This is a genomic window from Demequina iriomotensis (genome assembly GCF_000971395.1).
GTDB lineage: Bacteria > Actinomycetota > Actinomycetes > Actinomycetales > Demequinaceae > Demequina > Demequina iriomotensis.
Genome location: NZ_BBME01000009.1, coordinates 488,636 through 512,461, shown reverse-complemented (window position 1 = coordinate 512,461; position 23,826 = coordinate 488,636). Strand labels below are relative to the sequence as shown.

Below are 23,826 nucleotides of genomic sequence, written 5' to 3'. Positions count from 1 at the left end.
CGCGGCTGTCGGAACCCCCTCCTAGAGTGGCCCCGTGACCGCCTCCCTCAGCCCCGCCGAGGCCCGCCGCATCCATCTCGCGGCGCAATCCCTCGCCCGCCGGCGCCCGTCGACGCGCCCCGGGCCCGCGCGCTTCCGCGAGTACCTGGAACGTCAGGGCGTCCTGCAGCTCGACTCGGTCAACGTGCTGGCGCGGGCCCACCACCTGCCGCTGTACTCGCGCCAGGGCCCCTACGACCGCGACCGTCTGGACCGCTGGCTGTGGTCGGGCGAGCACGCCTTCGAGCACTGGGGTCACGAGGCCTCGGTGATGCCCGTCGGCCTCCTGCCGGCGATGCATCACCGCATGAGCGCGTACGCGTCGTGGCAGGGACGCGTGCACGCGCGCCTCGAGCGCGAGCGCCCGGGCCTCGTCGCGCAGGTGCGCGCGGCCGTCGAGGCGGAAGGCCCCCTCACCTCCGCCGAGCTCGAGCACCTCGCCCCGCGCGAGGGTGCGCGCGGCACGTGGTGGGACACCTCACACGTCAAGGACGCGCTCGAGTACCTGTTCATCACGGGCGAGGTCGCCGCGTCCCGCGGCCCGCACTTCCGCCGCACGTACGATGCGCCGCTGCGCGCGTGGGGCATGCCGGGCGCGGCCGACGGCACGTGGGGCCTCCCACCTGCCGACGCGCACCAGCTGCTCTTCGACCATGCCCTCGCGGCGACCGCGATCGGGACGCCGGCCGACATCGCCGACCACTTCCGGCTGCCCCGCTCCGCGCGGGACGATGCGCACCGCAAGGGCGCGGCGGCCGGCGCCGCGGCCTGGGCCTCCTCGGCGGTCGAGCGCGGTCTCGCGTCGTGGGTCGAGGTGGACGGGTGGCGGGAGCCCGCGCTGCTGGCGCGGACGGCGGCGGACCCGGGCCGGGCGACCGCCTCGGCCCTCCTCAGCCCCTTCGATCCCGTGTGCTGGTACCGCCCACGCCTGCTGCGCATGTTCGGCGTCGACTACCGCATCGAGATCTACACGCCCGCGCCCCAGCGCGTGTTCGGCTACTACTGCCTGCTGTTCCTCCACGGGGACCGCTTCGAGGCGCGCGTGGACCTCAAGGCGCGGCGCAAGGAGGGCATCCTGTCCGTCGAGGCCGCGTGGCGCGAGCCTGGCCGCGCGCCCGGCGCCGCGCGGCGCCGGCCGGACGCGGAGGTCGCCCGCGCCCTCGCGGCGGAGCTCCGCACCATGGCGGGCTGGCTCGGGCTCGCCACGGTGGCCGTGGCGCCGCGCGGAGACCTCGCGGCTCCGCTCGACGGCGCGCTCGCCACCGGCTGACACCTCAGGACGAACCGTGCGGAAACGGGGGCGATCCCCGCCGGAAGCGAGTTGCGACCGCCCCGGGAGTCACGGAAGCATGTCCGGATGGACCCCGAACAGATGCAGCGCGCCGCCAAGGACCACCTGTGGATGCACTTCACCCAGCACTCCCGGTACGAGGCGGAGGACGTGCCGATCATCGTCCGGGGCGAGGGCGCGTACATCTACGACGTCGAGGGCCGCCGCTACCTGGACGGGCTCGGCGGGTTGTTCGTCAACCAGCTGGGCCACGGCCGCGAGGACCTCGCGGAGGCCGCCGCCGCGCAGGCCAAGGAGCTGGCCTTCCACCCGCTGTGGTCGTACGCGACGCCGCCGGCGATCGAGCTGGCCAAGCGCCTCGCGGACCTCGCGCCGGGCGACCTCAACCGGGTGTTCTTCACCAGCGGCGGAGGCGACTCCGTCGAGACCGCCTGGAAGCTCGCGAAGAACTACTTCAAGCTCGTGGGCAAGCCGCTCAAGCACAAGGTCATCAGCCGCAACGTCGCGTACCACGGCACCCCGCACGGCGCGCTGTCGATCACGGGCCTGCCCGGCCTCAAGCAGCAGTTCGAGCCGCTGGTGCCGTCGACCTTCCGCGTGCCTAACACCAACCTCTACCGCGCCTCCGGCATCACCCACGGCCTGCACGACGGCTCCGACCCCGAGGCGTTCGGGCGCTGGGCGGCGGACCAGATCGAGGTCGCGATCCTCAACGAGGGCGCCGACACCGTCGCCGCCGTGTTCCTCGAGCCCGTGCAGAACGCGGGAGGCTGCTTCCCGCCGCCGCCCGGGTACTGGCAGCGCGTGCGCGAGATCTGCGACCGCTACGACGTGCTGCTGGTCTCGGACGAGACCATCTGCGCGTATGGCCGCCTGGGGGAGATGTTCGGCGCGACGCGCTTCGGCTACGTGCCCGACATGATCACGTCGGCGAAGGGGCTCACCTCGGGCTACGCGCCCATGGGCGCGATGATCGCCTCGGACCGCCTCATGGAGCCGTTCCTCGAGCAGGGCGAGATGTTCGCGCACGGCTACACGTTCGGCGGCCACCCGGTGGCCGCCGCGGTCGCGCTCAAGAACCTCGAGATCTTCGAGACCGAGGGCGTGCTCGAGCACGTCCGCGAGAACGCCCCGGCGTTCCGCGCGACGCTCGAGCGGCTGCTCGACCTGCCGATGGTGGGCGACGTGCGCGGCGACGGCTACTTCTACGGGATCGAGCTGGTCAAGGACCGGACCACCAAGGAGTCGCTCACCGCCGAGGAGTGCGAGCGCGTGCTGCACGGCTTCCTCTCGAAGGAGCTCTACGCCGCGGGGCTGTACTGCCGCGCCGACGACCGCGGCGACCCGGTCATCCAGCTCTCGCCGCCGCTCACCATCGGCCAGCCGGAGTTCGACGAGATGGAGCGCATCCTGCGCGACGTGATCTCGAGGGCCCACGCCCTGCTGTAGCCGCCACGGTCGGGGCGGCGGACGGTCGCGATCCGTCGCCGCTCCGGCCTCCCTGTCGGACGCACGCGTGCATCGTCCGATATGCGAGTCGGTTCCGGCACGCACGTCGGGCCCACCGGCAGCAGGCCTGACGCTCAGGCACGCGACGAGCGGCGAACCGCAGCCGGACGCGAGAAGGGGGACGATGCGCGCATCGTCCCCCTTCCGCGTGCATGGCTCAGAGCGCCGCGGCCCTGCCCTTCGCCCGGCGACGGTTGGCGACCTCGCCGCCGATCACGATCGCGAGGGCGACCAGGAACATCAGGGTGCCGATGACGTTCACCTGCATCGGGACGCCGCGCTGCGCGGCGCCCCACACGAACATCGGGAAGGTCACCGTGGTGCCCGAGTTGAGGTTGGTGATGATGAAGTCGTCGAACGAGAGCGAGAACGCCAGCAGCGCCGCCGACAGGATGCCGGGGAAGACCAGCGGGAACGTGATCCGCCAGAAGGTCTGCCACTCGTTCGCGTAGAGGTCGGAGGCGGCCTTCTCGAGGTTCGAGTCGAGCCCCGCGAGCCGCGAGCGGACCGTCACCACCACGAACGAGATGCAGAACATGATGTGCGCGATGAGGATGGTCCAGAACCCGAGCTGACCGCCGAAGCCCGCCGCCACGAACAGTGCGAGCAGCGACGATCCCATGACGATCTCGGGCGTCGCCATCGGCAGGAACAGCACCAGGTTCATGGTGGAGCGGCCCTCGAAGCGGTGACGCACCAGCGCGAACGCGGCTAGCGTGCCGATGATGGTCGCGCCCAGGGTCGCCAGCAGGCCGATGCTGATGCTGACCCTCAGGGACTCGCACATGCCCTGCGGCGCGCACGGGTTGAGCCAGTTGTCCCACGTGAAGGACTGGAACTGGTAGAGGTTGCGCGACTCCGACGAGTCGTTGAACGACATCAGGGCGACGATGAAGTTCGGGATGTACATGTACAGCAGCACGAGGATGCCCAGCGTGAGCATGAGGTGCTTGCCGATCCAGCTGCCGAGGCGGGTCATCACAGCAGCTCCTCCGTTCCGGCGCGGCGCACGTAGACCAGCACCATGCCGACGATGATCACCATGAGGATCACGGACAGCGCCGCCGCGTGCGGGTAGTCGCCCGCCGTGGTGAAGAGCTGCTGGATCTTGTTGCCGACCATCTGCGTGTTCGGGCTGCCCAGCAGCGACGCGTTGATGTAGTCGCCCGTCGCCGGGATGAAGGTCAGCAGCGTGCCGCCGACCACGCCGGGCAGCGACAGCGGCCAGATGACCTTGGTGAAGCGCTGGAAGGGGCTCGCGTACAGGTCGGCCGCGGCCTCGTTGAGCTTCGGGTCGATCTTCTCGAGGCTCGTGTAGAGCGGCAGGATCGTGAACGGCAGGAAGTTGTACGTGAGGCCCATGATCACCGCGAACGGCGTGGCGAGCAGGCGCCCGTCCTCGCCCAGGATGTGCAGGGTCTGCAGGGTGTTCACGATGAAGCCGTTGTCCGCGAGGATGAGCTTCCACGACAGCGTACGGACCAGGAACGACGTGAAGAACGGCGCGATGACGAGCACGAGCATCACGGTCTTCCACCGCCCCGCCTTGAACGCGATCGCGTAGGCGAGGACGTAGCCGAGCACGAGGCACAGGATTGTCGCGATGCCCGCGTAGAGCAGCGAGCGCATCATGTACGGCCAGTAGTCGCCGAGCGCCTCGACGTAGTTCTGGACGCGCCACGTGAGCGTGTACCCGTTGATCGGGGAGCCGGTCGCCGGGTCCGACAGCGACGTGGTGAGCAGCGACAGCATCGGGAACAGGAAGAAGACCGCGAGCCAGATCGCGGCCGGCCCGATGAGGTAGTAGGCGGCGTTCTTGCCGAACACCCGCTGGAGCGCCTCCACGTCAGTCCTCCTCGAGCCCCGCCTCAACGTCCTGAGCGGAGTCGAGAAGGAACGCGAACTCGGGACGCCAGGACACGTCGACCTTGGTGCCCACGGGGATGAGCCCGCCGCGGCGGCCCGTGTTCTGCTCGAAGCAGGTGATCTCCTGACCCCACGGCATGCGCAGGGTGTAGTCGGTGGAGACGCCGATGTAGCTCGCGTCCACCACCACCGCGCCCGAGAGCGCGGCGCCCGGGGCGTCGATGGTCTGCCCCTCCGGCTGGATGAGGACCTTCTCGGGACGGATGCCGACCCAGCCCTCGTCCGAGGTGGTGTGCACCTTGCTCGCCTTGATCGTCGCGATGGTGCCGTGCATGTCGACCTTCACCACCGCATCGGCGCCCGTGCCCTCGCGGCCCACGACCTTGCCCTTGATGAGGTTCGAGCGTCCGAGGAAGTTGGCCACGAACGTGGTGTGGGGGTTGGTGTAGAGGTCGTAGGGCGCACCCATCTGCTCGATGCGTCCCTTGTTCATCACCGCGACCGTGTCCGCCATGGTCATGGCCTCCTCCTGGTCGTGCGTGACGTGCACGAAGGTGAGGCCTACCTCGTCCTGGATCCGCTTGAGCTCGAGCTGCATCGCGCGGCGGAGCTTGAGGTCCAGGGCGCCCAGGGGCTCGTCGAGCAGCAGGACATCGGGGCGGTTGATGATGGCGCGGGCGAGCGCGACGCGCTGCTGCTGGCCGCCCGAGAGCTGCGCGGGCCGCTTGCCCGCCTGCTCGGTGAGCTCCGTGAGCGCGAGGATCTCCTTGACGTCGGCAGCCGGGTCCTTCGCGCCGCGGCGCTTGGGGCCGAACGCGACGTTCTCCGCGATGGTGAGGTGCGGGAACAGCGCGTAGTTCTGGAACACCGTGTTGACGGGCCGCTTGTACGGCTTCGCGTGCGTGATGTCCTGGTCGCCGATGTGGATGGTGCCCTTGGTGGCCTCCTCGAGGCCGGCGACCATGCGCAGCGTGGTGGTCTTGCCGCACCCGGACGGGCCCAGCAGCGCGAAGAACGAGCCCTGCGGGATCACCAGGTCGAGCGACTCGACCGCGACGAAGCCGTTGGGGTACCGCTTGTGGAGACCGGTGAGCTTGAGGTCCCCACGGGCCTGATCAGCCAGTGACATTCGCGAAGTCCTTCTCGTACTGCGATGCCTTCGCCTCGTCGAGCGCCATGAAGCTGTGCGTCTGCGAGAGGTAGTCGGCGCTCGGGAAGATGAGCGGGTTGTCGACGAGCGACGGGTCGATCTTCTCCATCTCGGCCTGGGCGCCGTCGACGGGGCAGACGTACCAGACGTACGCGGCGAGCTTCGCCGCGACGGCGGGGTCGTAGTAGTAGTCGATGAGCTTCTCGGCGTTCGCCTTGTGCTGGCCCTGGACCGGCACGATCATGTTGTCCGACCAGATCATCAGGCCCTCCTCCGGCGGGAGGAAGACGAGGTTCTCGTCCTCGGCGGCGGCGACGTCGCCCGACCACGCGACGCACGCCGCGATGTTGCCGTTGGCGAGGTCGTTGATGTACTCGTTGCCGGTGAACGCGCGGATCTGACCGTCGGCGCGCGCCTTCGAGATCTTGTCGAGCGCGTTGGCCCACTCGTCATCGGTGAAGTTCGACGGGTCGGCGCCGTCGGCGAGCAGCAGCAGGCCCATGGTGTCGCGCATCTCCGTGAGCATCGTCACCTTGCCCTTGAGGTCGGAGCGCGTGAGCAGCTCGCTCATGTTCGCGACCTCGCCGACGAGCGACTTGTTGTAGGCGATGCCGGTGAAGCCCGACTGCCACGGCGCCGAGTAGTCGCGGTTGGGGTCCCATCCCACGCCCTGGAGCGAGGAGATGAGGTTCTTGTCGAGGTTGGGGACGTTCGCCTTGTCGAGCTTCTGGATCCAGCCGGCGTCGATCATGCGCGCCGCCATCCAGTCGGTGAGGACGAACATGTCGCGACCCGTGGGCTGGCATGCGCCCAGCTGGTTGCGGACCTTCGCGAAGAACTCGACGTTGTCGTTGACGTCGGGCGTGTACGTGACCGCGATGCCCGACTCCTGCTGGAAGGCCGTGAGCGTGGAGACGTAGTCGCCGTCGTCCTCGTCGATGTACTCGGGCCAGTTCGACATGTTCAGCACGGCCTCGGTGTCCGAGAGGTCCGTGGTGACGCAGCCCGCGGAGGTGCCGCCGCCGTTCCCGCGCCCCATGAGGTAGACCGCGCCGAGGCCCGCGATGCCGGCCGCGCCCCCGATCATCAGCCCGCGGCGCGAGACGCCCTTCTTCTGCACTTCCTCCGGCGGCGTGACCTCGGACACGTCGACCTCCTTGACTCCGGGCATCACCCCGGTCGAATGACAGCGAGTGACCAGATAGTGGCACGCCCCCTCCCGTATCCGGGGCGCCGTCATCAAATTGGAATGCGCAATCGGTCGTTTTGGCCTGAGAATTTACGCGCACGAAACGACTTGTCCGGGCGCGCATATTGCAGCGATGTTTCGCGGGTGACCCGCACCACACTTGATCCATGAATCTCGGGGGAGGCGACAGGCGTCCGGCACCCGCGGCGCCGGGGGACCGGGCGCGGGCGTATGCGAGCGTCTCGCTGTGGCTCGCGACGTGCGGCGACGACCTGGTCGCGGACGATGCGCTCGACGGCGACCGCGAGGTCGACGTCGCGATCGTCGGCGCCGGCTTCACCGGCCTGTGGACGGCCTTCTACCTCGCCGAGGCACGTCCCGACCTGCGGATCGCGATCGTCGAGCGCGAGATCGCGGGCTTCGGGGCGTCGGGGCGCAACGGCGGCTGGGCCTCCGCGCTGTTCCCGAGCTCGCTCGCGACGCTCGCCCGCGATGCCGGGCGCGATGCCGCGCTGCGCCAGCACGCCGCGATGAGGGCCTCGGTCGACGAGGTGATCCGCGCCTCGGCCGCCGCGGGCATCGACGCACGCCTGGCCAAGGGCGGCACCGTGGTCCTCGCACGGACCGACGCGCAGCTCGCGCGCGCCCGCGCCGAGGTCGAGGAGGCGCGCGCGTGGGGCCGCAGGGACGACGAGCTCACGCTGCTCGACGCCTCGCAGGCGCGCGGCCACCTCGCCGGGACCGGCGTGCTGGGAGGCACCTATACGCCCGACTGCGCCGCCGTGCACCCGGGCCGGCTGGTGCGCGGCCTCGTGCGTGCCGTCCGCGAGCGCGGCGTGCGCGTCCACGAGCGCACCGCCGCGACGCGCATCGTCCCCCATCGGGTCGAGACCGATCGCGGCACCCTGACCGCGGCGCACGTGATCCGCGCGACTGAGGGCTACACCCCGGGCCTGCCGGGCCACGAGCGTGACGTGGTCCCGGTGCACTCGCTCATCATCGCCACCGCGCCGCTGCCGGCCTCCCTGTGGGAGCGCATCGGCCTCGCGCGCCGCGAGACCTTCACCGACGGGCGCCACCTGGTGATCTACGGGCAGCGCACCGCGGACGACCGCATCGTGTTCGGTGGGCGCGGCGCCCCCTACCGCCTCGGCTCGACGGTGCGGCTCGATCCGCGGCATGCGCGCGACACCCACCGCAAGCTCCGCTCGACGCTCGTGGACCTGCTGCCCGTGCTCAGGGATGTCGAGATCACGCACGCCTGGGGCGGCGCGCTCGGCATCGCGCGCGACTGGCATGCCTCCGTCGGGCACGATGCGGCGACCGGCCTCGGCTGGGCCGGCGGCTACGTGGGCGACGGGGTCACCACCACCAACCTCGCGGGGCGCACCTTGCGCGACCTCATCCTGGGCGTCGACAGCGAGCTCACCACGCTGCCGTGGGTCGGGCACCGCTCCCCCCGCTGGGAGCCGGAGCCGCTGCGCTGGATGGGCGTCAACGCGGGCCTGCGCGCGATGACCGCGGCCGACGCGGAGGAGCGCCTGACCGGGCGCGACAGCATCGCGGCCCGGGTGATGGCGCCGTTCACCGGCGGGCACTGAACCTGGGCGGTCTCGGCCGTGTCTGAGCAGGCAGGCCGGGCATAATCGCGTTACTTTCACCTGTAGAGGCCGCACCGGCCCGCCGCCGATGCAGAGGACCAGGATCGCACCGGCGCGACCCGCGATTGGAGCCGACATGTCACAGCCCGCCTCACCGGGATCACCCCAGAAGCTCCATGGGCGGGTGGTCGCCATCAGCATCGGCGCCGCGCTCGGCGGGTTCCTGTTCGGGTTCGACTCCTCCGTCATCAACGGCGCGGTCGACGCGATCGAGGGCGAGTTCGAGCTGTCCGAGGCGGTGACGGGCTTCGCGGTGGCCTCGGCGCTGCTGGGTTGTGCGGTGGGCGCCTGGTTCGCGGGCGGGCTCGCGAACCGCTACGGCCGCATCCGCGTCATGGTGATCTCGGCCATCCTCTTCTTCGTGTCCGCGTTCGGCTCGGGCTTCGCCTTCGGCGTGTGGGACCTGGTGGCGTGGCGCGTCCTCGGCGGCCTCGCGATCGGCGCGGCCTCCGTCATCGCGCCCGCCTACATCGCCGAGGTCGCCCCCGCGACCTTCCGCGGCAGGCTCGGCTCGCTGCAGCAGATGGCGATCGTGCTCGGCATCTTCGCCGCGCTCCTGAGCGACGAGGTGTTCGCCTCGACCGCGGGCGGCGCCTCGGAGGAGCTGTGGGCCGGGCTGCCCGCGTGGCGGTGGATGTTCCTCGCGGCTGCGGTGCCGGCGCTCATCTACGGCCTCGCGGCGTTGCGTCTGCCGGAGTCGCCGCGGTACCTGGTGACCAAGCACGAAGACGAGAAGGCCGCCCAGATCCTCGCGGACTACACCGGCGAGGCGGACCCTCACCACAAGATCGCGCAGATCCGGCACTCGCTCGGCAACGACGAGAAGCGCTCGATGCGCGACCTGCGCGGCCATGCGCTCGGCCTGCATCCCATCGTGTGGACCGGCATCCTGCTGTCGATGTTCCAGCAGTTCGTGGGCATCAACGTGATCTTCTACTACTCGACCACCCTGTGGAAGTCCGTGGGCTTCGACGAGTCCGACGCCTTCACCACGTCGACCATCACGTCGCTCACCAACATCGTCGCCACCATCATCGCCATCTCGCTGGTGGACCGCATCGGCCGCCGCCTGCTGCTCCTCATCGGCTCGGCGGGCATGTTCGTGTCGCTCGCGATCATGGCCCTCTCGTTCGCGAACGCGACCGTCGACTCCGCGGGCGAGACGGTCCTCGAGGGAGGGTGGGCGACGGCCGCGCTCATCGCCGCCAACACGTTCGTGGTGTTCTTCGCCGCCTCGTGGGGACCGGTGGTCTGGGTGCTGCTCGGCGAGATGTTCCCCAACCACATGCGCGCGACGGCGCTGGCCGTGGCGGCGGCCGCGCAATGGATCGCGAACTTCCTCATCACCGTCTCGTTCCCGGGCATGGCGGACATCTCGCTGGTGTTCGCGTACGGCTTCTACGCGACGATGGCGCTCCTGTCGTTCTTCTTCGTGCTCGCGCGGGTGCCCGAGACCCGCGGCGTCGAGCTCGAGGACATGCGCGACGACGCGAACGCGCACACCAAGGAGGACGCGAGCGCGGGCGTGTAGCCCTCGCCTGCCGCCCCGCCGCCCTGACAGTGGCAACGGAGCTGGTCCCGACACGCCGGGCCCACACGCCGCATCGTGCCGCGCGACGCGGTGTGTCGCCGCGAGATCCGTTGCCACTGTCAGGGCGCGGTCCCGCCGGGGGAACGCGAAAGCGCCCCTCCCGATCCCGGGAGGGGCGCTTCGTCGTGTGGCGGGTGAGGGATTCGAACCCCCGAAGTCAGTGACGGCTGATTTACAGTCAGCTCCCTTTGGCCGCTCGGGCAACCCGCCAGTGCGCCGCAAGCGGCGCGCATGGAAGGATAGCAAGGATCGAGGGCCCGACGCGAATCGCGTCCGGGTGCCCTCACCGACGACCGACCACGGCGCCTTCGGAGCGCCGAGATGGAGGATGAGATGGCAGGCGACAGCAGCTTCGACGTGGTGTCCAAGGTGGACCGCCAGGAGGTCGACAACGCGCTCAACCAGGCCGCCAAGGAGATCGCCCAGCGCTATGACTTCAAGGGAGTCGGCGCGTCGATCGAGTTCTCGGGCGAGGACGTCCTCATGAAGGCCAACAGCCCCGAGCGCGTCAAGGCCGTGCTCGACGTGTTCATCGCCAAGCTCGCGAAGCGCCAGATCGAGATGAAGTCGCTCGAGTGGGGCGAGCCTCAGCCGTCCGGCAAGGAGTTCCGCCTGGTCGCGAAGGTCAAGGAGGGCATCGCGCAGGACGTCGCGAAGAAGCTCACCAAGCTCGTGCGCGACGAGGGCCCCAAGTCCGTCAAGGCGCTCATCCAGGGTGACGAGCTGCGTGTCACCTCGAAGTCGCGCGACGACCTCCAGGCGACCATCGCCCTGCTCAAGGGCGCGGACGTGGACGCCGCGCTGCAGTTCGTCAACTTCCGCTGACGGACGCGGCGGCCGCCGCCCACCGGCCACAAGTCACGGCTGTCGCGCACCTCGCCCGACGGCCCCCCTCAAGGCGCGATCACGCGTCGTCGGATCCGTGACTTGCGGCGGTGGGCGCCGCTCGGCGGTCGCCCGCGGGCGCAGCGTCGTGAGGCACCGGGCATCCCGCCGCACCGCCTGCCGCACCGCCCGCCGTGCCCGGGAACGTCCCCAGGTCCTCGACGCGGAATCCATCGGGGTAGCTGCGGATCCACGGGAGGTCCGCCACGCCGGTCGCCTTCGCGCGAGCGGGCAGCAGACCCGCGAGCCGGCCGCGCAGCCGCACCCCGGTCCGCACGCGCGCGACGGTCCGGCGCGACGGCCGCTCGTACCGGAGCGCGTCGAGCAGCGCATCGTCCATGAGCGCGCGGCTGACCACCTCCATGAGCCGCTTGGGCACCGCGGGCCGGAAGGTCAGCAGCAGCGCGAGCGTCGCGTCGGCGACCCGCCGAGCGCCCTCGTCGAAGCCGAAGCGCTCGGCCTCGTAGGCGTCCATGAGCGCAGCGAAGCCGAGGTAGGTCTCGGGCACATCGGGGATGTTCATGTGCCGCCCGAGCTCCCGGTAGTAGCGGACCGAGGCATCGATCTCGGCCTCGCTGAACGGCCGCTTGCCGTACGCATCCATCCAGCGCTTGGGCACCACCACGAACGTCGACAGCACGTACCGGAACTCGTGGTCGGGGATGTCGTAGGCACGATGCATCTGGTTGACACGGCGGATGGCGACGCGGGCCTCGGGATGGGCGAACCCGAGCCGCGTCGGCGCCTCGAGGAGCAGCGCCGTGTCGTCGTAGCGCTTCTGGGTGCGCCGCGTGAACTCCCCCGTGGCGTCGAGCAGCCGGCCGATGCCCGGAACGGCGTAGGTGCGGAACAGCGCGAAGCTGAGCGCCTGGTTCATGTCCCACGGGAACTCGTGCATGACCAGGGTCCGGTAGATCTCGACGAAGTCGCGCTCCGGGTCGAGCGCCTCGTTCACCCGCCGCCAGTGGTCGCGCCTCACGTCTCGCAACCTACGTCACGCGCGCCGAGAAGTGAACAGCCGAGCGCGCCAGCCCGCGCGATGCGACACTGCAGCCATGTCCCTGGTGCGGGTGCACAACCTCGCGGTCTCGCTCGACGGCTTCGCCACGGGCGCCGATCAGCGCCTCGACGCGCCGTTCGGCCACGCCGGGATGCGCCTCATGGAGTGGTTCAAGGACAGCGCGACGTGGGCGTCCCTCCAGGGGCACGATGCGCCCGAGACGCCTGACGACGCGTTCGCTCGGAGGTCGTTCGAGGGGATCGGCGTCGAGATCATGGGCGCGGGCAAGTTCGGCCCGCCGGGGTGGCAGGACGATGCGGGCTGGCGCGGTTGGTGGGGCGAGGAACCGCCGTTCCGTACGCCCGTGATCGTCCTCACGCATCGTCCGCGCGAGCCGCTGGTCCTCGGCGAGACGACGTTCCACTTCCGCACCGCGTCGCCCGCCGAGGCGCTTGCGGAGGCCCAGGCGATGGCGGGCGGGCTCGACGTGAGGCTCGGCGGAGGCCCGGCCACGGTGCGCGCGTTCCTCGCCGAGGACCTGGTCGACCTCCTGCACGTCGTCGTGGTGCCGATCGTGCTCGGCCGCGGCGGCAGCCTGTGGCAGGGGCTCGAGGGGCTCGAGGAGCGCTTCACCGTCGAGGCCGTGAGCACCCCGAGCGGCGTCACGCACCTCACCTTCGCACGCCGGTCGACGCACGCGCTTGCCCGGGCTATTCCTTGAAGGCACCCGGCTTTTCTAGTTGGGAAGGTGGATCGTATATGGAATTCCCCGCGACTCGAGTAGGTCGAGCACCTCGGCACTCGGCCCAAGCGAGTCGGTGACCGCACTTGCGACGAAGTGCCAGTGGGCTCCCTTGATGGCACCCACTTCGACCAGGTAGGCGTCGGTTTCGATCTGCTGCCGGATCGCTGGCGTAAGGAACACGCGCCCTGCCTTGCTCTCGTGCGCGATTCCATCAGCCACTAGGTCGAGGCTACGCACCAGCGTGGTGCATATCGAGACGCAGCCTTCGGTCGACACCGTCTGGTGGGTCGCGACGCTGTCTGCTACGCCACGGTAAAGGTCCTCGATCAACTGCTCAGCCTCGTAGACATCCGACGCGAACTCCACGGCGGCGCCGAGGACATGCCTCGCTCGTCTCATCGAACTTGCAACCTCAGGCACCGAGGTCTTGCCCTTCTGAAGACGAAGTAAAGTGGCATCGGTGGATCCCGAACTCTTGAGGGTGTCCCAGTCCGCCTCCGCTGTCGCTCGAACTGCCGCAGCTTGCAGCCGCTCCGGCACCCACGTGAGGCTGACCACGTGCGCGCCGACCCGACCTGCAAGCTTGGGATGACGGGCCACGAACCTCGCCACCTTGCCAGCCACCTGGGCAGCATCGCCCGAGCCAGGCACCATACCGATGACGGTGAACCCTGCTGCCACCCAGTCCTGATGGATCGCGGACGCGATGGCGTCCCGGAGGTCGGCGGCACCACCGATGACAGTGCCGACGCCTGGAACGAGGGTCGCGCCACCTGCGACGAGGCTGCCCGCAAGCCATGCCAGGGAGTCTCCGTTCGCAAACTCGCCCGCGAATGCACCTTGGGCGAAGTCCCAGGCATAGGTGGCGAACGGCACTTCGAGATCTGCGAGCAGCGGATCGAGACCTCTGCCCACACGATCCGCGACCTCGAAGCCATCATCGAAGCCATCGCCGTCGGTGTCAGCGAGCTCTGGAGCGGTTCCATACAGGATGACCTCCGCACCATCCCAGAGGCCATCCCCGTCACTGTCTCGGTCGAACGCGTCGAGGGAATGGTCGGCCTCGGCTGCGTCGCTCAACCCGTCGCCATCCGTGTCACTCAACAGCGGGTCCGCAAATGCCGTGTAGACGACACCCAGCTTCGCATCCTCTCTCGCAGAGCCCGCTTCTTGCCCGTCGGTCAACCCGTCGCCATCGGAATCGGGGCTCATCGCGTCGGTTCGGTACGACGTTCCTCGCACCGTCAGCCAGCCGCGCACCTCGGACCCATCGCTGAGGCCATCCGCGTCGGAGTCTTCCTTCGAGGGATCCGCGACGCCTAGGTAGAACGAGTCCGTCGCGACCCAAACCAACGCGGGTCCCGCTTCCTCGCCGTCTGTCAACCCATCGCCATCTGCGTCCCGATCCATCGGGTCAGTGCGGTACGTGGCGCCATACAACGTCGACCATCCATGCACCTCGACGCCGTCAACGAGTCCATCGCCGTCGGAATCGGGATTGGTGGGGTTCGAAACGCCCGCGTACACCGTGTCGGCACCAGGCTCGGACACCACTGCGCCAGCCTCCTCGCCATCCGCGAGGCCATCGCCGTCCGTGTCCGCGGCCTCCGGGTCGGTCGCGCGAACTGCACCGTCCGCCGTTCGCCAACCGACCCTCTCCTCTCGATCGGTCAACCCATCACTGTCGGAGTCAGCCCACCGGTCTCCGAAGTACATGCCTGAGCCGCCACAGACCACCAAGACGAGCACGACCGGCACAGTCCACCGAAGGACTCGACCGCGACGCACTCTTCCCTGTCGCACCGCCGACACTGGCAGCCCACTTCCCCCCACAGCGCCTCCCCCAAGCGTCGCTCACGCGGAGAGTCTGACGGAACCCCACGGCAAACACCAGATCGCAAACGCGCTCGGCGACGGCTACCTGCACTGAGCGGGACCGATCCGGCCGGACCCGCTCACAGTCGGCGACGCACATGCACAGCATCTGCCGCACATCGCCAACCGCGCCACCTCAGGCGTCGAACGCCAGCGCGGCGGCCTCGACCACGCGCGCGGTCCGCCCCGGCGCGCTCTGATACCGCCAGTAGAGATTCGTGTGCGCGATGACCTGCGCGGGAGGCGGCGCCCCGTACGCGGTGAGGTCCTCCGTGGTGTGCGCGTCCGCCACGAGCGTCACGTCGTAGCCGCGGACGAAGGCGCCGTGCAGGGTCGAGCGCACGCACGCATCGGTCTGCGCGCCGCAGACCGCCAGCGACCCCGCCCCGGCTCCCGCGAGCACGTCCTCGAGGGCGGTGCCCTCGAAGGCGTCGCCGTGCTCCTTCGCGACGACCTGCTCGCCGTCGACGGGGACCAGCTCGGGCACGAGCCTCCACCCGTCCTCGCCCACGCGGCCGTCGAGGGTGTCCTGGACCCACACGACGGGCACGTCTGCCGCGCGCGCCCGCGCAACCAGGTCGCAGATCCGCGCGATCACGCCGTCGCGGTCGACCGCGGACGCGACCACGTCGCGCTGCATGTCGATGACGACGAGCGCGGTGCCGTCACGGTCCCGGAAGAGGCTCACGGGACCACGCTACGTCGAGCCACCGACAGCGCGGCAGGCAAGCACATCAGCGCAGGAACCCGCGGGTGCGGGCCATCTCCTCGAGGCGCGCGATGCGCTGATCCATCGGCGGGTGCGTGCCGAACAGGTTCGCGAGTCCCTCGCCGCGGAACGGGTTCGCGATCATCATGTGTGACACGTTCTCGAGCTGGGGCGAGTCCTTGAGCGGGCGCGCCTTCACGCCCTGCTCGAGCTTGCGCAGCGCCGAGGCGAGCGCGAGCGGGTCGCCCGTGAGGGTCGCGCCGTCCTCGTCCGCGTCGTACTCCCGCGTGCGGGAGATCGCCATGCGGATGAGCGACGCCGCGATGGGCGCCAGGATGAGCATCGCGAGCAGCCCGAAGATCCCGAGGGGGTTGTCGCGCGAATCGCGCCCACCGCCGAAGAAGAACATCATCTGCGCAACCGCCGTGATCATGCCCGCGAAGGCCGCCGCGACCGAGCCGATGAGGATGTCGCGGTTGTACACGTGCATGAGCTCGTGGCCCAGGACGCCGCGCAGCTCGCGCTCGTCGAGCAGCTCGAGGATCCCCTCGGTGCAGCACACGGCGGCGTTCTGCGGGTTGCGGCCGGTCGCGAACGCGTTGGGCGCCGCGGTGGGCGACACGTAGAGCTGCGGCATGGGCTGGTTGGCCTCGCGGCTGAGGTCGCGCACGATGCGGTACATCGCGGGCTGCTCGACCTCGGTGACGGGACGCGCGTGCATCGCACGGATCGCGAGCGAGGCGGAGTTCCAGTAGCCGAAGGCGGTGCCGGCGACGGACAGGAGAGCGAAGACCCACAGGAACTGCCCGCCGCCCACGAACGAGCCCAGCGTGAGCATCACGGCCCACAGCGCCACGAACAGACCGGTGGTCTTGAGCCCGTTGAAGTACTTCCTGCCCACGTGTCCTCCGCCTTCCCTCGGGGGGAGAACGTGCGTCGGCACACGCCGGTTCCCCCCTGCGGGGAATCGTGCCACAGACCTCCGGCACCGGGTGTCAGCCCAGGTTGCCAGGCGTGGCGCGTCCGTCAGAGACTTCCGATGACGCAGGTGCCGCCGGAGACGCGTGAGGCCGATGCGACGGTCGTCCCCGTCGCATCGGCCCCACGGTTCACCACTGTCAGTGGGAATCCACGTCAGGGGGAGACGTTGTGGACCGCGCGGCTCAGCGCGATCTCGGTCATCTCCTCGCGCGGCACCACCTTGATGCGCTCGCGGCCGTGGGGCTCGCCGACCGCGCGCTCGTGCGCGTCGAGGATCTCCCAGTCCGCCCACTGCACCACCGGCACGCCGCGCGACTTGAGCAGGCGCAGCACGTTGTCGGGGCTCAGCTGGGCCGGCGTGGCCTTGGTCTCGGCGTAGAGCGAGGGCGCGTCCTCGACCAGGTTCGCGATGGTCTCCGAGGCGTCGGACTTGGTGTGGCCGATGAGGCCCACGGGGCCGCGCTTGATCCAGCCGGTCGCGTAGTAGCCCTGCAGGTGCTCGCCGGACTCGTCGACCACGCGGCCGCCCTCGTTGCGGATGGTGCCCTTGGCGCCGTTGAACGGGATGCCCTCGATCTCCGTGCCCCAGTAGCCGACCGCGCGGTACACGGCTTGGACCGGGTAGTCGATGAACTCGCCGGTGCCCTTGACGTTGCCGTCGCCCTGCAGCGCGGTGCGCTCCATGCGGACGCCCACGACCTTGCCGTCCTCGCCGAGCACCTCGTGCGGGCTCTGCAGGAAGTGGAGGTGGATGCGACGCGACGCGGTGCCCGGCTCCTTGAGCGCGTAGTCGGTCAGGGTCTTGACCACCTGCTTCTGCTGCTTGTTGTTCTCCGCGATCTCCATCGAGGCCTCGTCGAACTCGTAGTCGGTCTCCGGGTACACGACGATGTCGACGTCGGGCACGTGGCCGAGCTCGCGCAGCTCGAGCGGCGAGAACTTCGCCTGCGCGGGGCCGCGGCGCCCGAAGACGTGGACGTCGGTGACGGGCGAGGACGACAGGCCCTCGACCACGTTGGCCGGGATCTCCGTCGGCATGAGGTCCTTGACGTGCTTCGCGAGGATGCGCGCGACGTCCAGCCCGACGTTGCCGACGCCGAAGATCGCGACCTCCTTCGCGTCGAGCGGCCACGTGCGGGGTACGTCCGGGTGGCCGTCGTACCAGGACACGAAGTCGGCGGCGCCGAACGAGCCCTCCAGGTCGATACCAGGGATGTCGAGGTCGGCGTCCTTGAAGGAGCCGGTCGCGAAGATCACCGCGTCGTAGTGCTCGCGGAGCTCCTCGAGCGAGATGTCCGTCCCCACGTCGACATTGGCCAGGAGGCGGATGTCGCCGCGGCCGATGACGTTCGCGAGCGCGACGATGATCTGCTTGATGCGCGGGTGGTCGGGCGCGACGCCGTAGCGCACGAGCCCGAACGGAGCGGGGAGCCGCTCGATGATGTCGATCGACACGTTGAGGTCGGTCTTGGACAGGATGTCGGCGGCATAGGTGCCGGCCGGTCCGGCGCCGATGATGGCGACGCGGAGCGGGCGTTCGGTCGTCACAGGAACTCCTCGAGGTGCGGGCGGGCTGGTGCATCCGGGGAGGGGGACGAGGTCCGCCGCTTCCCGGGCCCGGCGAACGGCACCAGAGTATAGACACGTCATGCGCGGGTCCCGCCAACGGCGGGCGGCTCGTACCCCCCGGGGCATCCGTCCTGCTAGATGCCCGGCGGGGTATCGTGCGTGGCGGGCGGCGGGACGATGCGCGGCCTACCTCGCGTGCGCGGCCTCCGCCGCCTCGAGGTCGCGGTAGCCGGCCAGGATCACCGTGTACGCGAGCGTGCGCCACGTGAGGTTCTGGGCCGCCGCGACGAGCGAGTCGACCAGCTCGCCGTAGAGCGCGAGCGTGCGCTCCGAGTACGTGCCGAGCTCGCCCCGCAGGTACGTCTCGAAGGATGTGGCGTCCCGCGTGTCCTCCGCGGTGGTGAGCACGCGCATGCCCGCCGCGAGCGCCGGATACCCCGCGTGGAACTCGCGCGCCCACGCCACCTGGATGGCGACGATGCGCTCCTGGGCAGCGAGGCGCAGCGCGGACAGCGCGGGAATGTGCGGCGCAAGCTCCCGGGCGAACCGGCCCGGCTCGGTGGTCTCCATCATGCGGGCGTACTTCTCGGTCAGGAGGTTCCGGCCCGAGGCCTCGGCCGCCGTGAGGTCGTCCCGGTACGAGTCCAGGAGCGGCATGGGCCACGTCATGAACTGGCCCAGGCGCTGCACCTCGAACTCGGCCGGGTCGTCCTGGCACGCCGCGCGCCCATCGTCGCCGCGCACGCGCTGGAACTGCTCCCACTCGAGCGCGACCACCTCGCGCGCTCGCGCCATGCGGGCCGCGCGCTCGTCGTACGTCTCGCTCACGGTCGCCTCACAGCCCGCGCAACCAGGGATCGCCGATGCGTGCGTCCAGCTCCGCGCGATGCGCCTCGAGGAACGGGTCGCCCGATCGCGACAGCCCCTGCGTCCGCAGCTCGCCGGCCACGAGCGCGCACGCCTCCGCGATGGCGGCCTCCAGAGCCGCGCGCGCCGGTCCCGCGCCGGCGCCGCCCTCGCCGAAGCCGGCGCCGCCCAGGCACGCGGCCGACGCGAGCCGGACCGCGTCGGACAGGAGCGGATGCACCCCGGGCAGCCGCGACGCGGGCCGCGCGGCGAGCGCGCGCAGGGCCGCGAAGCGCCACTTGTAGTACGGCAGGTAGCCCGCCGACGACGGCCGGTTGAGCAGGAGCACGGCGGACGATGCGGCGCTCACGAACTCGCCGACCGCGACCCAGGCCGCCTCGCCGTCGCCGCGCGCGAGCATGCGCGGGACGTTGTACTGGCCGGCCTGCGCCATCATCCCGATCCGCCGGGAGACCAGCGCGATCCGCACGTCCTCGGGCATGCGCCGGAAGCCGTCGCGGACGCGCGAGAACGCGCCGAGCGGGTCGCGGAACACGGCGCCGTTGGTCGCCGCGGCGAGCGTCGCCTCGTCGAGGAGCATCCACGCATGCGGCGCGTCGGCGCCCGGCGCCTCGCGGTGGCCCGTCAGCGACTCGAAGAACCCCCCGACCTCGAACACCCCGACGCGGCGGCCCGCGGCTCGCGGGGTCTCCGGCCCCCACACGTGCCCCCGGTGCTCGCGGGGCAGCGCGTCGTAGTCCGCCTGCAGCGCCGCGCCGTGACGCGCATGATCCTCCGCGGTGAGCCACACGCAGAAGCCCGGGCCCCAGTCGTGGTCGCGCGACCACGCATCGTCGAAGCCGTAGCGGTCGGAGCCGTGCCCCACGAGCCCGACCGCCGCCCGCGCCAGCAGCGCAGGGTGGCGCTCCTCGAGCATCGGCAACCCCACCTGCTCCCAGTACGAGCGGGCGAGCTCGAGCCCCGTGACGGGGTCGGGAGCCGCGTGCGGCTCCGGCGCGCCGATCGGCGCCGCCGGGGACGACGCGCGGGGGGACGATGCGGCGCGGGGGCCCTGCCTGGCGCGCGCCTCGGCGAGGTTCGCCTCCGTCACCGCGTACGCGTCGGATCCGCGCCCGTAGCACTCCTCGACCACCGCGAGGGCGCGGGCGTACGCGTCGACGGCGTCGGCCGGACGGCCCATGAGGAGGCTGACCTCCGCATGCCCCGCGAGCGCCGCGGCGTAGTGCGGATCACGCTCGTGAGCGCCGCGCCTGAAGATCTCCATCGACGCCTCGGCGTGCGTGACCGCCTCGGCGTCGAGGCCGAGCCGGACGCACTCGAGCGCGAGGTTGGTGCGGCTCGACGCGATGTCGAGGTCCGCCCCCGGGTCCACCGAGGCGGCCTCGAGGACCGCGAGCGCCGCGAGCAGCTCGGCGCGCGCCGCCCGGTGCTCGCCCCGGTCGGACAGCAGGAGCGCGAGGTTGTTGCGCAACGCGGCGACCCGCCTGTCGCGCGGGCCGAACGCGACGGCCGCGACCTCGAGCGCGCGCTCGTACCCGACGCGCGCATCGTCCAGCCGTCCGGCGGCGCGTCGCGCGGTGGCGACGTTGATGAGCGTGGTGGCATGCGCCTCGGAGCCGTCGAGCCCGAGGGCGGCCACGAGCGCGATCGCCGCATCGGCCATCCCGAGCGCCTCGTCATGGCGGCCGAGCGAGCGCATCAGGCCCATCGCCTCGTTGGCCACGGTGAGCTCTGCGGCGCGGTCGCCGAGGTCGCGCGTCGCCGCGAGCGCCTCGCGCACCAGCGGCTCCGCGTGGGTCGCCCCGCGATGCTCGGCGAACACCTGGTCGAGCTCGCGCAGGAACCCGTCGACGTCGAAGCGGCCCTCGCCGGTCACCCGCTCCCCCGATCCGCGGCAGGCATGTCCGGCCGCCTCGCTCGCCAGGGTAGGCACCGCATCGTGCATCCGCCCGGGCCGAAGGACCCCTCGGACTGACACCCCCCGGGGCATGTGGCCTGCTACCTGGGACCCTGGTCCCTTGCCGAATCGGACGAACGGGGTTCCCAACCGGGCCGGTGATGTGTCATCATCGCCGCCATGGCTATCTCGGTGAACATCCCGGCACGCACGTGCTGTGTTCGCTGTGCCATGTGTCTGTCGGCCTGAGTCGCCCACGGATCGTCCCGACCATCCAGGGCGCTCGGCCTGACGAGCGCTATCTCGCCACGCCGTAGCTCCCCCTCCTGAACACTCCTGGAGCCGCTGTGAGCACCACCACCGAGCAGACCGGGGCCGACACCCCTGCCCCTCAGGCGCTGAGCGACGCCGAGGAGCGCCGCCGCCACCGCGAGGAGGCGCGTCTCATCCGCACCCGCGAGGCCGCCGCACGCAAGAACACCGCGTCGAAGGACGGCCAGTGGGCCGCGGGCGACCGCACCCCGCTCAACCCGAACGAGGAGTTCAAGGCGGTCAGCGACCCCCTCGAGGTGCGCGGCCGCATCGAGAACCTCTACTCCAAGTGGGGCTTCTGGTCGATCCCTCCGACCGACCTGCGCGGCCGCTTCCGCTGGTGGGGGCTCTACACGCAGCGCCGCCCCGGGATCGACGGCGGCAAGACCGCGATCCTCGAGCCGCACCAGCTCGACGACGAGTACTTCATGCTCCGCGTCCGCTCCGACGGCGGCCAGCTGTCGGTCGCGCAGGCCCGCGAGATCGGGCAGATCTCGAGCGAGTTCGGGCGCGAGACCGCCGACGTCTCGGACCGCCAGAACATCCAGCTCCACTGGATCCGCATCGAGGACGTCCCCGAGATCTTCCGCCGCACGGAGGCCGTGGGCCTGGGCTCCGAGGAGGCGTGCGGCGACGTGCCGCGCGTGATCCTGGCCTCGCCCGTGGCCGGCGTCGCCAAGGACGAGCTCATCGACCCGACTCCCCAGATCGAGCAGATCAAGGAGCTGTACATCGGCTCGCCGGAGTTCTCGAACCTGCCGCGCAAGTTCAAGACCGCCTTCACGGGCCAGCCCATCCCCGACATCCTCCACGAGGTCCAGGACGTCGCGTTCTGCGCGGTCGAGCACCCCGAGCTCGGCATCGGCTACGACCTGTGGGTCGGCGGCGGGTTGTCCGTCAACCCGATGCTGGGCCTGCGCCTCGGCGTCTTCGTGAAGCCGGAGATCGCGCACGAGGTGTGGAAGGGCGTCATCAGCATCTTCCGCGACCACGGCTACCGTCGCCTGCGCACCCGCGCGCGCCTCAAGTTCGTGGTGAAGGCGTGGGGCGCCGAGAAGTTCCTTCAGGTGCTCCAGGACGACTACCTCGGCTACGAGCTCCCGAAGGGCCCCGCCCCGAAGCAGGCGACCCCCGGGGACCGCGGCGACCACGTGGGCATCCACGAGCAGAAGGACGGCCGCTGGTACGTCGGCGTCGCGCCGGTCGCCGGCCGCATCTCGGGCGACAAGCTCCAGCGCATCGCCGACATCGCGGAGTCCGTCGGCTCGGACCGCATCCGCCTCACTCCGCTGCAGAAGATCCTCATCCTCGACATCCCCGAGGAGCGTGTGAGCGACGTGGTCAACGGCCTGCGCGCACTCGAGCTCGAGTCGGAGCCCGGCGAGTTCCACCGCAACGTCATCGCGTGCACCGGCATCGAGTACTGCAAGCTCGCGATCGTCGAGACCAAGGCGACGGCGCGCGAGGTGGTGAAGGTGCTCGACGAGAAGTTCCCGACACTCGACAGCCCGATCACCGTCCACGTGAACGGCTGCCCGAACTCGTGCGCCCGCGTGCAGATCGCGGACATCGGCTTCAAGGGCCAGCTGGTGCTCGACGAGGAGACGGGCGAGCAGGTGCCCGGCTTCCAGGTCCACCTGGGCGGACGCCTCGGGCGCGGCGAGGACAACGACTTCGGCCGCAAGATCCGCGCGCACAAGGTGACGCAGCACGGAATGCCCGAGTACGTCGAGCGCGTTACCCAGAACTACCTGGACACGCGCGCGGACGGCGAGCAGTTCGCCGACTGGGCGTTCCGGGTGGACGAGGAGCTGATCCGATGATGCTACCCGGGTTGGGAGCCGTGTCGCTGACCCTGCTCAACCCCACCGAGTGGAACGCGGAGACGTGCGCGGAGGTCAACGAGCGCCTGCTGACCGCGAGCGCCTCCCACATCGCGGAGTGGGCGGTCGCGACGTTCGGCCACGACCTCGCGATCGCGGCGTCGATGCAGGACACGATCCTGCCGCACATGTTCGGCACGCGCCTCGAGGGCGTCCACGTGCTGTTCCTCGAGACGGGCTACCACTTCGCCGAGACGCTGCTCACGCGCGACGCGGCGGCCGCGGCGTTCCCCATCACCATCGTGAACGTCGAGCCCGAGCTGACCGTCGAGCAGCAGGACGCCGCCTACGGCAAGGACCTGTTCGCGCGCGACCCAGGGCTGTGCTGCCAGATGCGCAAGGTCGACCCGCTCAAGAAGGCGCTCGGCGGCTACTCCGCCTGGGTGACCGGCGCGCGCCGCGTCGACGCCCTCACGCGTTCGGAGATGCCCGTCGTGTCGTGGGACGCGAAGCACGGCCTCGTGAAGATCAACCCGCTCGCCCTCTGGGACGATGCGGCGGTCGAGGCCTACCAGGAGGCCCACGGTCTCCCGCGCAACCCGCTGGTCGCGCAGGGCTACCCGAGCATCGGCTGCCTCCCCTGCACCAAGCCGGTGGCCCCCGGAGAGGACCCGCGCTCAGGTCGCTGGGCGGGCCAGGGCAAGACGGAGTGCGGCATCCACGTCGGCTGACGCCGCCGCTCCCGAGCGCCCTGCAAGGTGCTCGATGCGCGGAATCGCCTCGATCGGGCACCCCGCACCTCGCGCGACGCACGGCGGAGGACGATGCACGGGGCGCCCCGGGAGCGGACACTCCCCCGGGGCGCCT

19 protein-coding genes and 1 tRNA gene are annotated in these 23,826 nt (G+C 70.6%); 8 read left to right on the top strand and 12 right to left on the bottom strand.

Features of this window, described 5'->3' with window-relative positions:
* Positions 1-34: 34 nt before the first annotated feature.
* Positions 35-1,309, top strand: a complete 1,275-nt coding sequence (locus tag AOM09_RS02410) for a winged helix-turn-helix domain-containing protein (RefSeq protein ID WP_062383754.1) — start codon at positions 35-37, stop codon at positions 1,307-1,309.
* Between the two features lie 87 nt (positions 1,310-1,396).
* Positions 1,397-2,779 carry an aspartate aminotransferase family protein gene (locus AOM09_RS02405; protein WP_062383749.1) on the top strand — a complete coding sequence of 461 codons (1,383 nt, stop codon included), beginning with the start codon at positions 1,397-1,399 and terminating at the stop codon, positions 2,777-2,779.
* A 217-nt stretch (positions 2,780-2,996) separates the two neighbouring features.
* Here AOM09_RS02405 and AOM09_RS02400 read toward each other — a convergent pair whose 3' ends face one another.
* The 4 genes from AOM09_RS02400 to AOM09_RS02385 are packed head-to-tail and all read right to left on the bottom strand — an operon-like array spanning position 2,997 to position 7,002.
* Entirely contained in the window at positions 2,997-3,818 is an 822-nt protein-coding gene (locus AOM09_RS02400) for an ABC transporter permease (RefSeq protein ID WP_062383746.1), read from the bottom strand.
* A complete protein-coding gene (locus tag AOM09_RS02395; RefSeq protein WP_228375034.1) occupies positions 3,818-4,684 on the bottom strand; it encodes an ABC transporter permease in 867 nt (288 codons plus the stop codon). Before AOM09_RS02395 ends, AOM09_RS02400 begins: the two co-directional genes overlap by 1 nt.
* A 1-nt stretch (position 4,685) precedes the next feature.
* On the bottom strand, positions 4,686-5,834 hold the full coding sequence (locus tag AOM09_RS02390) for an ABC transporter ATP-binding protein (RefSeq protein ID WP_062383740.1): 1,149 nt from the start codon (positions 5,832-5,834) through the stop codon (positions 4,686-4,688).
* Positions 5,821-7,002, bottom strand: a complete 1,182-nt coding sequence (locus tag AOM09_RS02385; RefSeq protein WP_228375033.1) for a polyamine ABC transporter substrate-binding protein — start codon at positions 7,000-7,002, stop codon at positions 5,821-5,823. The genes AOM09_RS02390 and AOM09_RS02385 overlap by 14 nt, the downstream gene beginning before the upstream one ends.
* 209 nt (positions 7,003-7,211) lie before the next feature.
* Here AOM09_RS02385 and AOM09_RS02380 point away from each other — a divergent pair, with 209 nt between their 5' ends.
* Both AOM09_RS02380 and AOM09_RS02375 read left to right on the top strand, forming a co-directional pair.
* Complete coding sequence (locus tag AOM09_RS02380; protein WP_082098746.1) at positions 7,212-8,645, top strand: NAD(P)/FAD-dependent oxidoreductase; 1,434 nt, start codon at positions 7,212-7,214, stop codon at positions 8,643-8,645.
* A gap of 136 nt (positions 8,646-8,781) precedes the next feature.
* Entirely contained in the window at positions 8,782-10,236 is a 1,455-nt protein-coding gene (locus tag AOM09_RS02375; RefSeq protein ID WP_082098745.1) for a sugar porter family MFS transporter, read from the top strand.
* A gap of 188 nt (positions 10,237-10,424) precedes the next feature.
* Here the strand turns inward: AOM09_RS02375 and AOM09_RS02370 are convergent.
* A tRNA-Tyr gene (locus AOM09_RS02370) sits at positions 10,425-10,506 on the bottom strand.
* Positions 10,507-10,629: 123 nt separating this feature from the next.
* Between AOM09_RS02370 and AOM09_RS02365 the strand changes: the two genes are divergently transcribed.
* The gene (locus tag AOM09_RS02365; protein WP_062383731.1) at positions 10,630-11,121 is read left to right on the top strand and encodes a YajQ family cyclic di-GMP-binding protein; all 492 of its coding nucleotides are present in this window, start codon (positions 10,630-10,632) and stop codon (positions 11,119-11,121) included.
* A gap of 79 nt (positions 11,122-11,200) precedes the next feature.
* Here AOM09_RS02365 and AOM09_RS02360 read toward each other — a convergent pair whose 3' ends face one another.
* Entirely contained in the window at positions 11,201-12,160 is a 960-nt protein-coding gene (locus tag AOM09_RS02360) for an oxygenase MpaB family protein (protein WP_228375032.1), read from the bottom strand.
* 76 nt (positions 12,161-12,236) lie between these two features.
* Here AOM09_RS02360 and AOM09_RS02355 point away from each other — a divergent pair, with 76 nt between their 5' ends.
* Positions 12,237-12,902, top strand: coding sequence for a dihydrofolate reductase family protein (locus AOM09_RS02355; RefSeq protein WP_062383729.1), 666 nt, complete (start codon positions 12,237-12,239; stop codon positions 12,900-12,902).
* 15 nt (positions 12,903-12,917) lie between these two features.
* Here AOM09_RS02355 and AOM09_RS02350 read toward each other — a convergent pair whose 3' ends face one another.
* The 6 genes from AOM09_RS02350 to AOM09_RS02325 form a co-directional block, all read right to left on the bottom strand.
* Entirely contained in the window at positions 12,918-14,675 is a 1,758-nt protein-coding gene (locus tag AOM09_RS02350) for a hypothetical protein (RefSeq protein ID WP_062383726.1), read from the bottom strand.
* Positions 14,676-14,937: 262 nt separating this feature from the next.
* Positions 14,938-15,489 carry an isochorismatase family protein gene (locus AOM09_RS02345; protein WP_082098744.1) on the bottom strand — a complete coding sequence of 184 codons (552 nt, stop codon included), beginning with the start codon at positions 15,487-15,489 and terminating at the stop codon, positions 14,938-14,940.
* Positions 15,490-15,535: 46 nt separating this feature from the next.
* Positions 15,536-16,411 (bottom strand): zinc metalloprotease HtpX, encoded by an 876-nt coding sequence (gene htpX, locus AOM09_RS02340; RefSeq protein WP_062383724.1) that lies wholly within the window; start codon positions 16,409-16,411, stop codon positions 15,536-15,538.
* Between the two features lie 233 nt (positions 16,412-16,644).
* A complete protein-coding gene (locus AOM09_RS02335) occupies positions 16,645-18,039 on the bottom strand; it encodes an FAD-dependent oxidoreductase (protein ID WP_062383720.1) in 1,395 nt (464 codons plus the stop codon).
* Positions 18,040-18,246: 207 nt separating this feature from the next.
* Positions 18,247-18,888: a DUF4125 family protein gene (locus AOM09_RS02330; protein WP_228375031.1), complete on the bottom strand. Its 642-nt coding sequence runs from the start codon at positions 18,886-18,888 to the stop codon at positions 18,247-18,249.
* A gap of 7 nt (positions 18,889-18,895) precedes the next feature.
* Complete coding sequence (locus AOM09_RS02325; protein ID WP_062383716.1) at positions 18,896-20,803, bottom strand: DUF4037 domain-containing protein; 1,908 nt, start codon at positions 20,801-20,803, stop codon at positions 18,896-18,898.
* A gap of 368 nt (positions 20,804-21,171) precedes the next feature.
* Here AOM09_RS02325 and AOM09_RS02320 point away from each other — a divergent pair, with 368 nt between their 5' ends.
* A complete protein-coding gene (locus AOM09_RS02320) occupies positions 21,172-22,959 on the top strand; it encodes a nitrite/sulfite reductase (RefSeq protein ID WP_304524079.1) in 1,788 nt (595 codons plus the stop codon).
* A 20-nt stretch (positions 22,960-22,979) separates the two neighbouring features.
* Positions 22,980-23,690: a phosphoadenylyl-sulfate reductase gene (locus AOM09_RS02315; protein WP_228375030.1), complete on the top strand. Its 711-nt coding sequence runs from the start codon at positions 22,980-22,982 to the stop codon at positions 23,688-23,690.
* Positions 23,691-23,826: the final 136 nt, after the last annotated feature.

Coding starts and splice junctions, on each gene's coding strand:
- AOM09_RS02405 (WP_062383749.1), top strand. CDS start 1,397: ATGGACCCCGAACAGATGCAGCGCGCCGCCAAGGACCACCTGTGGATG.
- AOM09_RS02400 (WP_062383746.1), bottom strand. CDS start 3,818: ATGACCCGCCTCGGCAGCTGGATCGGCAAGCACCTCATGCTCACGCTG.
- AOM09_RS02390 (WP_062383740.1), bottom strand. CDS start 5,834: ATGTCACTGGCTGATCAGGCCCGTGGGGACCTCAAGCTCACCGGTCTC.
- AOM09_RS02380 (WP_082098746.1), top strand. CDS start 7,212: ATGAATCTCGGGGGAGGCGACAGGCGTCCGGCACCCGCGGCGCCGGGG.
- AOM09_RS02375 (WP_082098745.1), top strand. CDS start 8,782: ATGTCACAGCCCGCCTCACCGGGATCACCCCAGAAGCTCCATGGGCGG.
- AOM09_RS02365 (WP_062383731.1), top strand. CDS start 10,630: ATGGCAGGCGACAGCAGCTTCGACGTGGTGTCCAAGGTGGACCGCCAG.
- AOM09_RS02355 (WP_062383729.1), top strand. CDS start 12,237: ATGTCCCTGGTGCGGGTGCACAACCTCGCGGTCTCGCTCGACGGCTTC.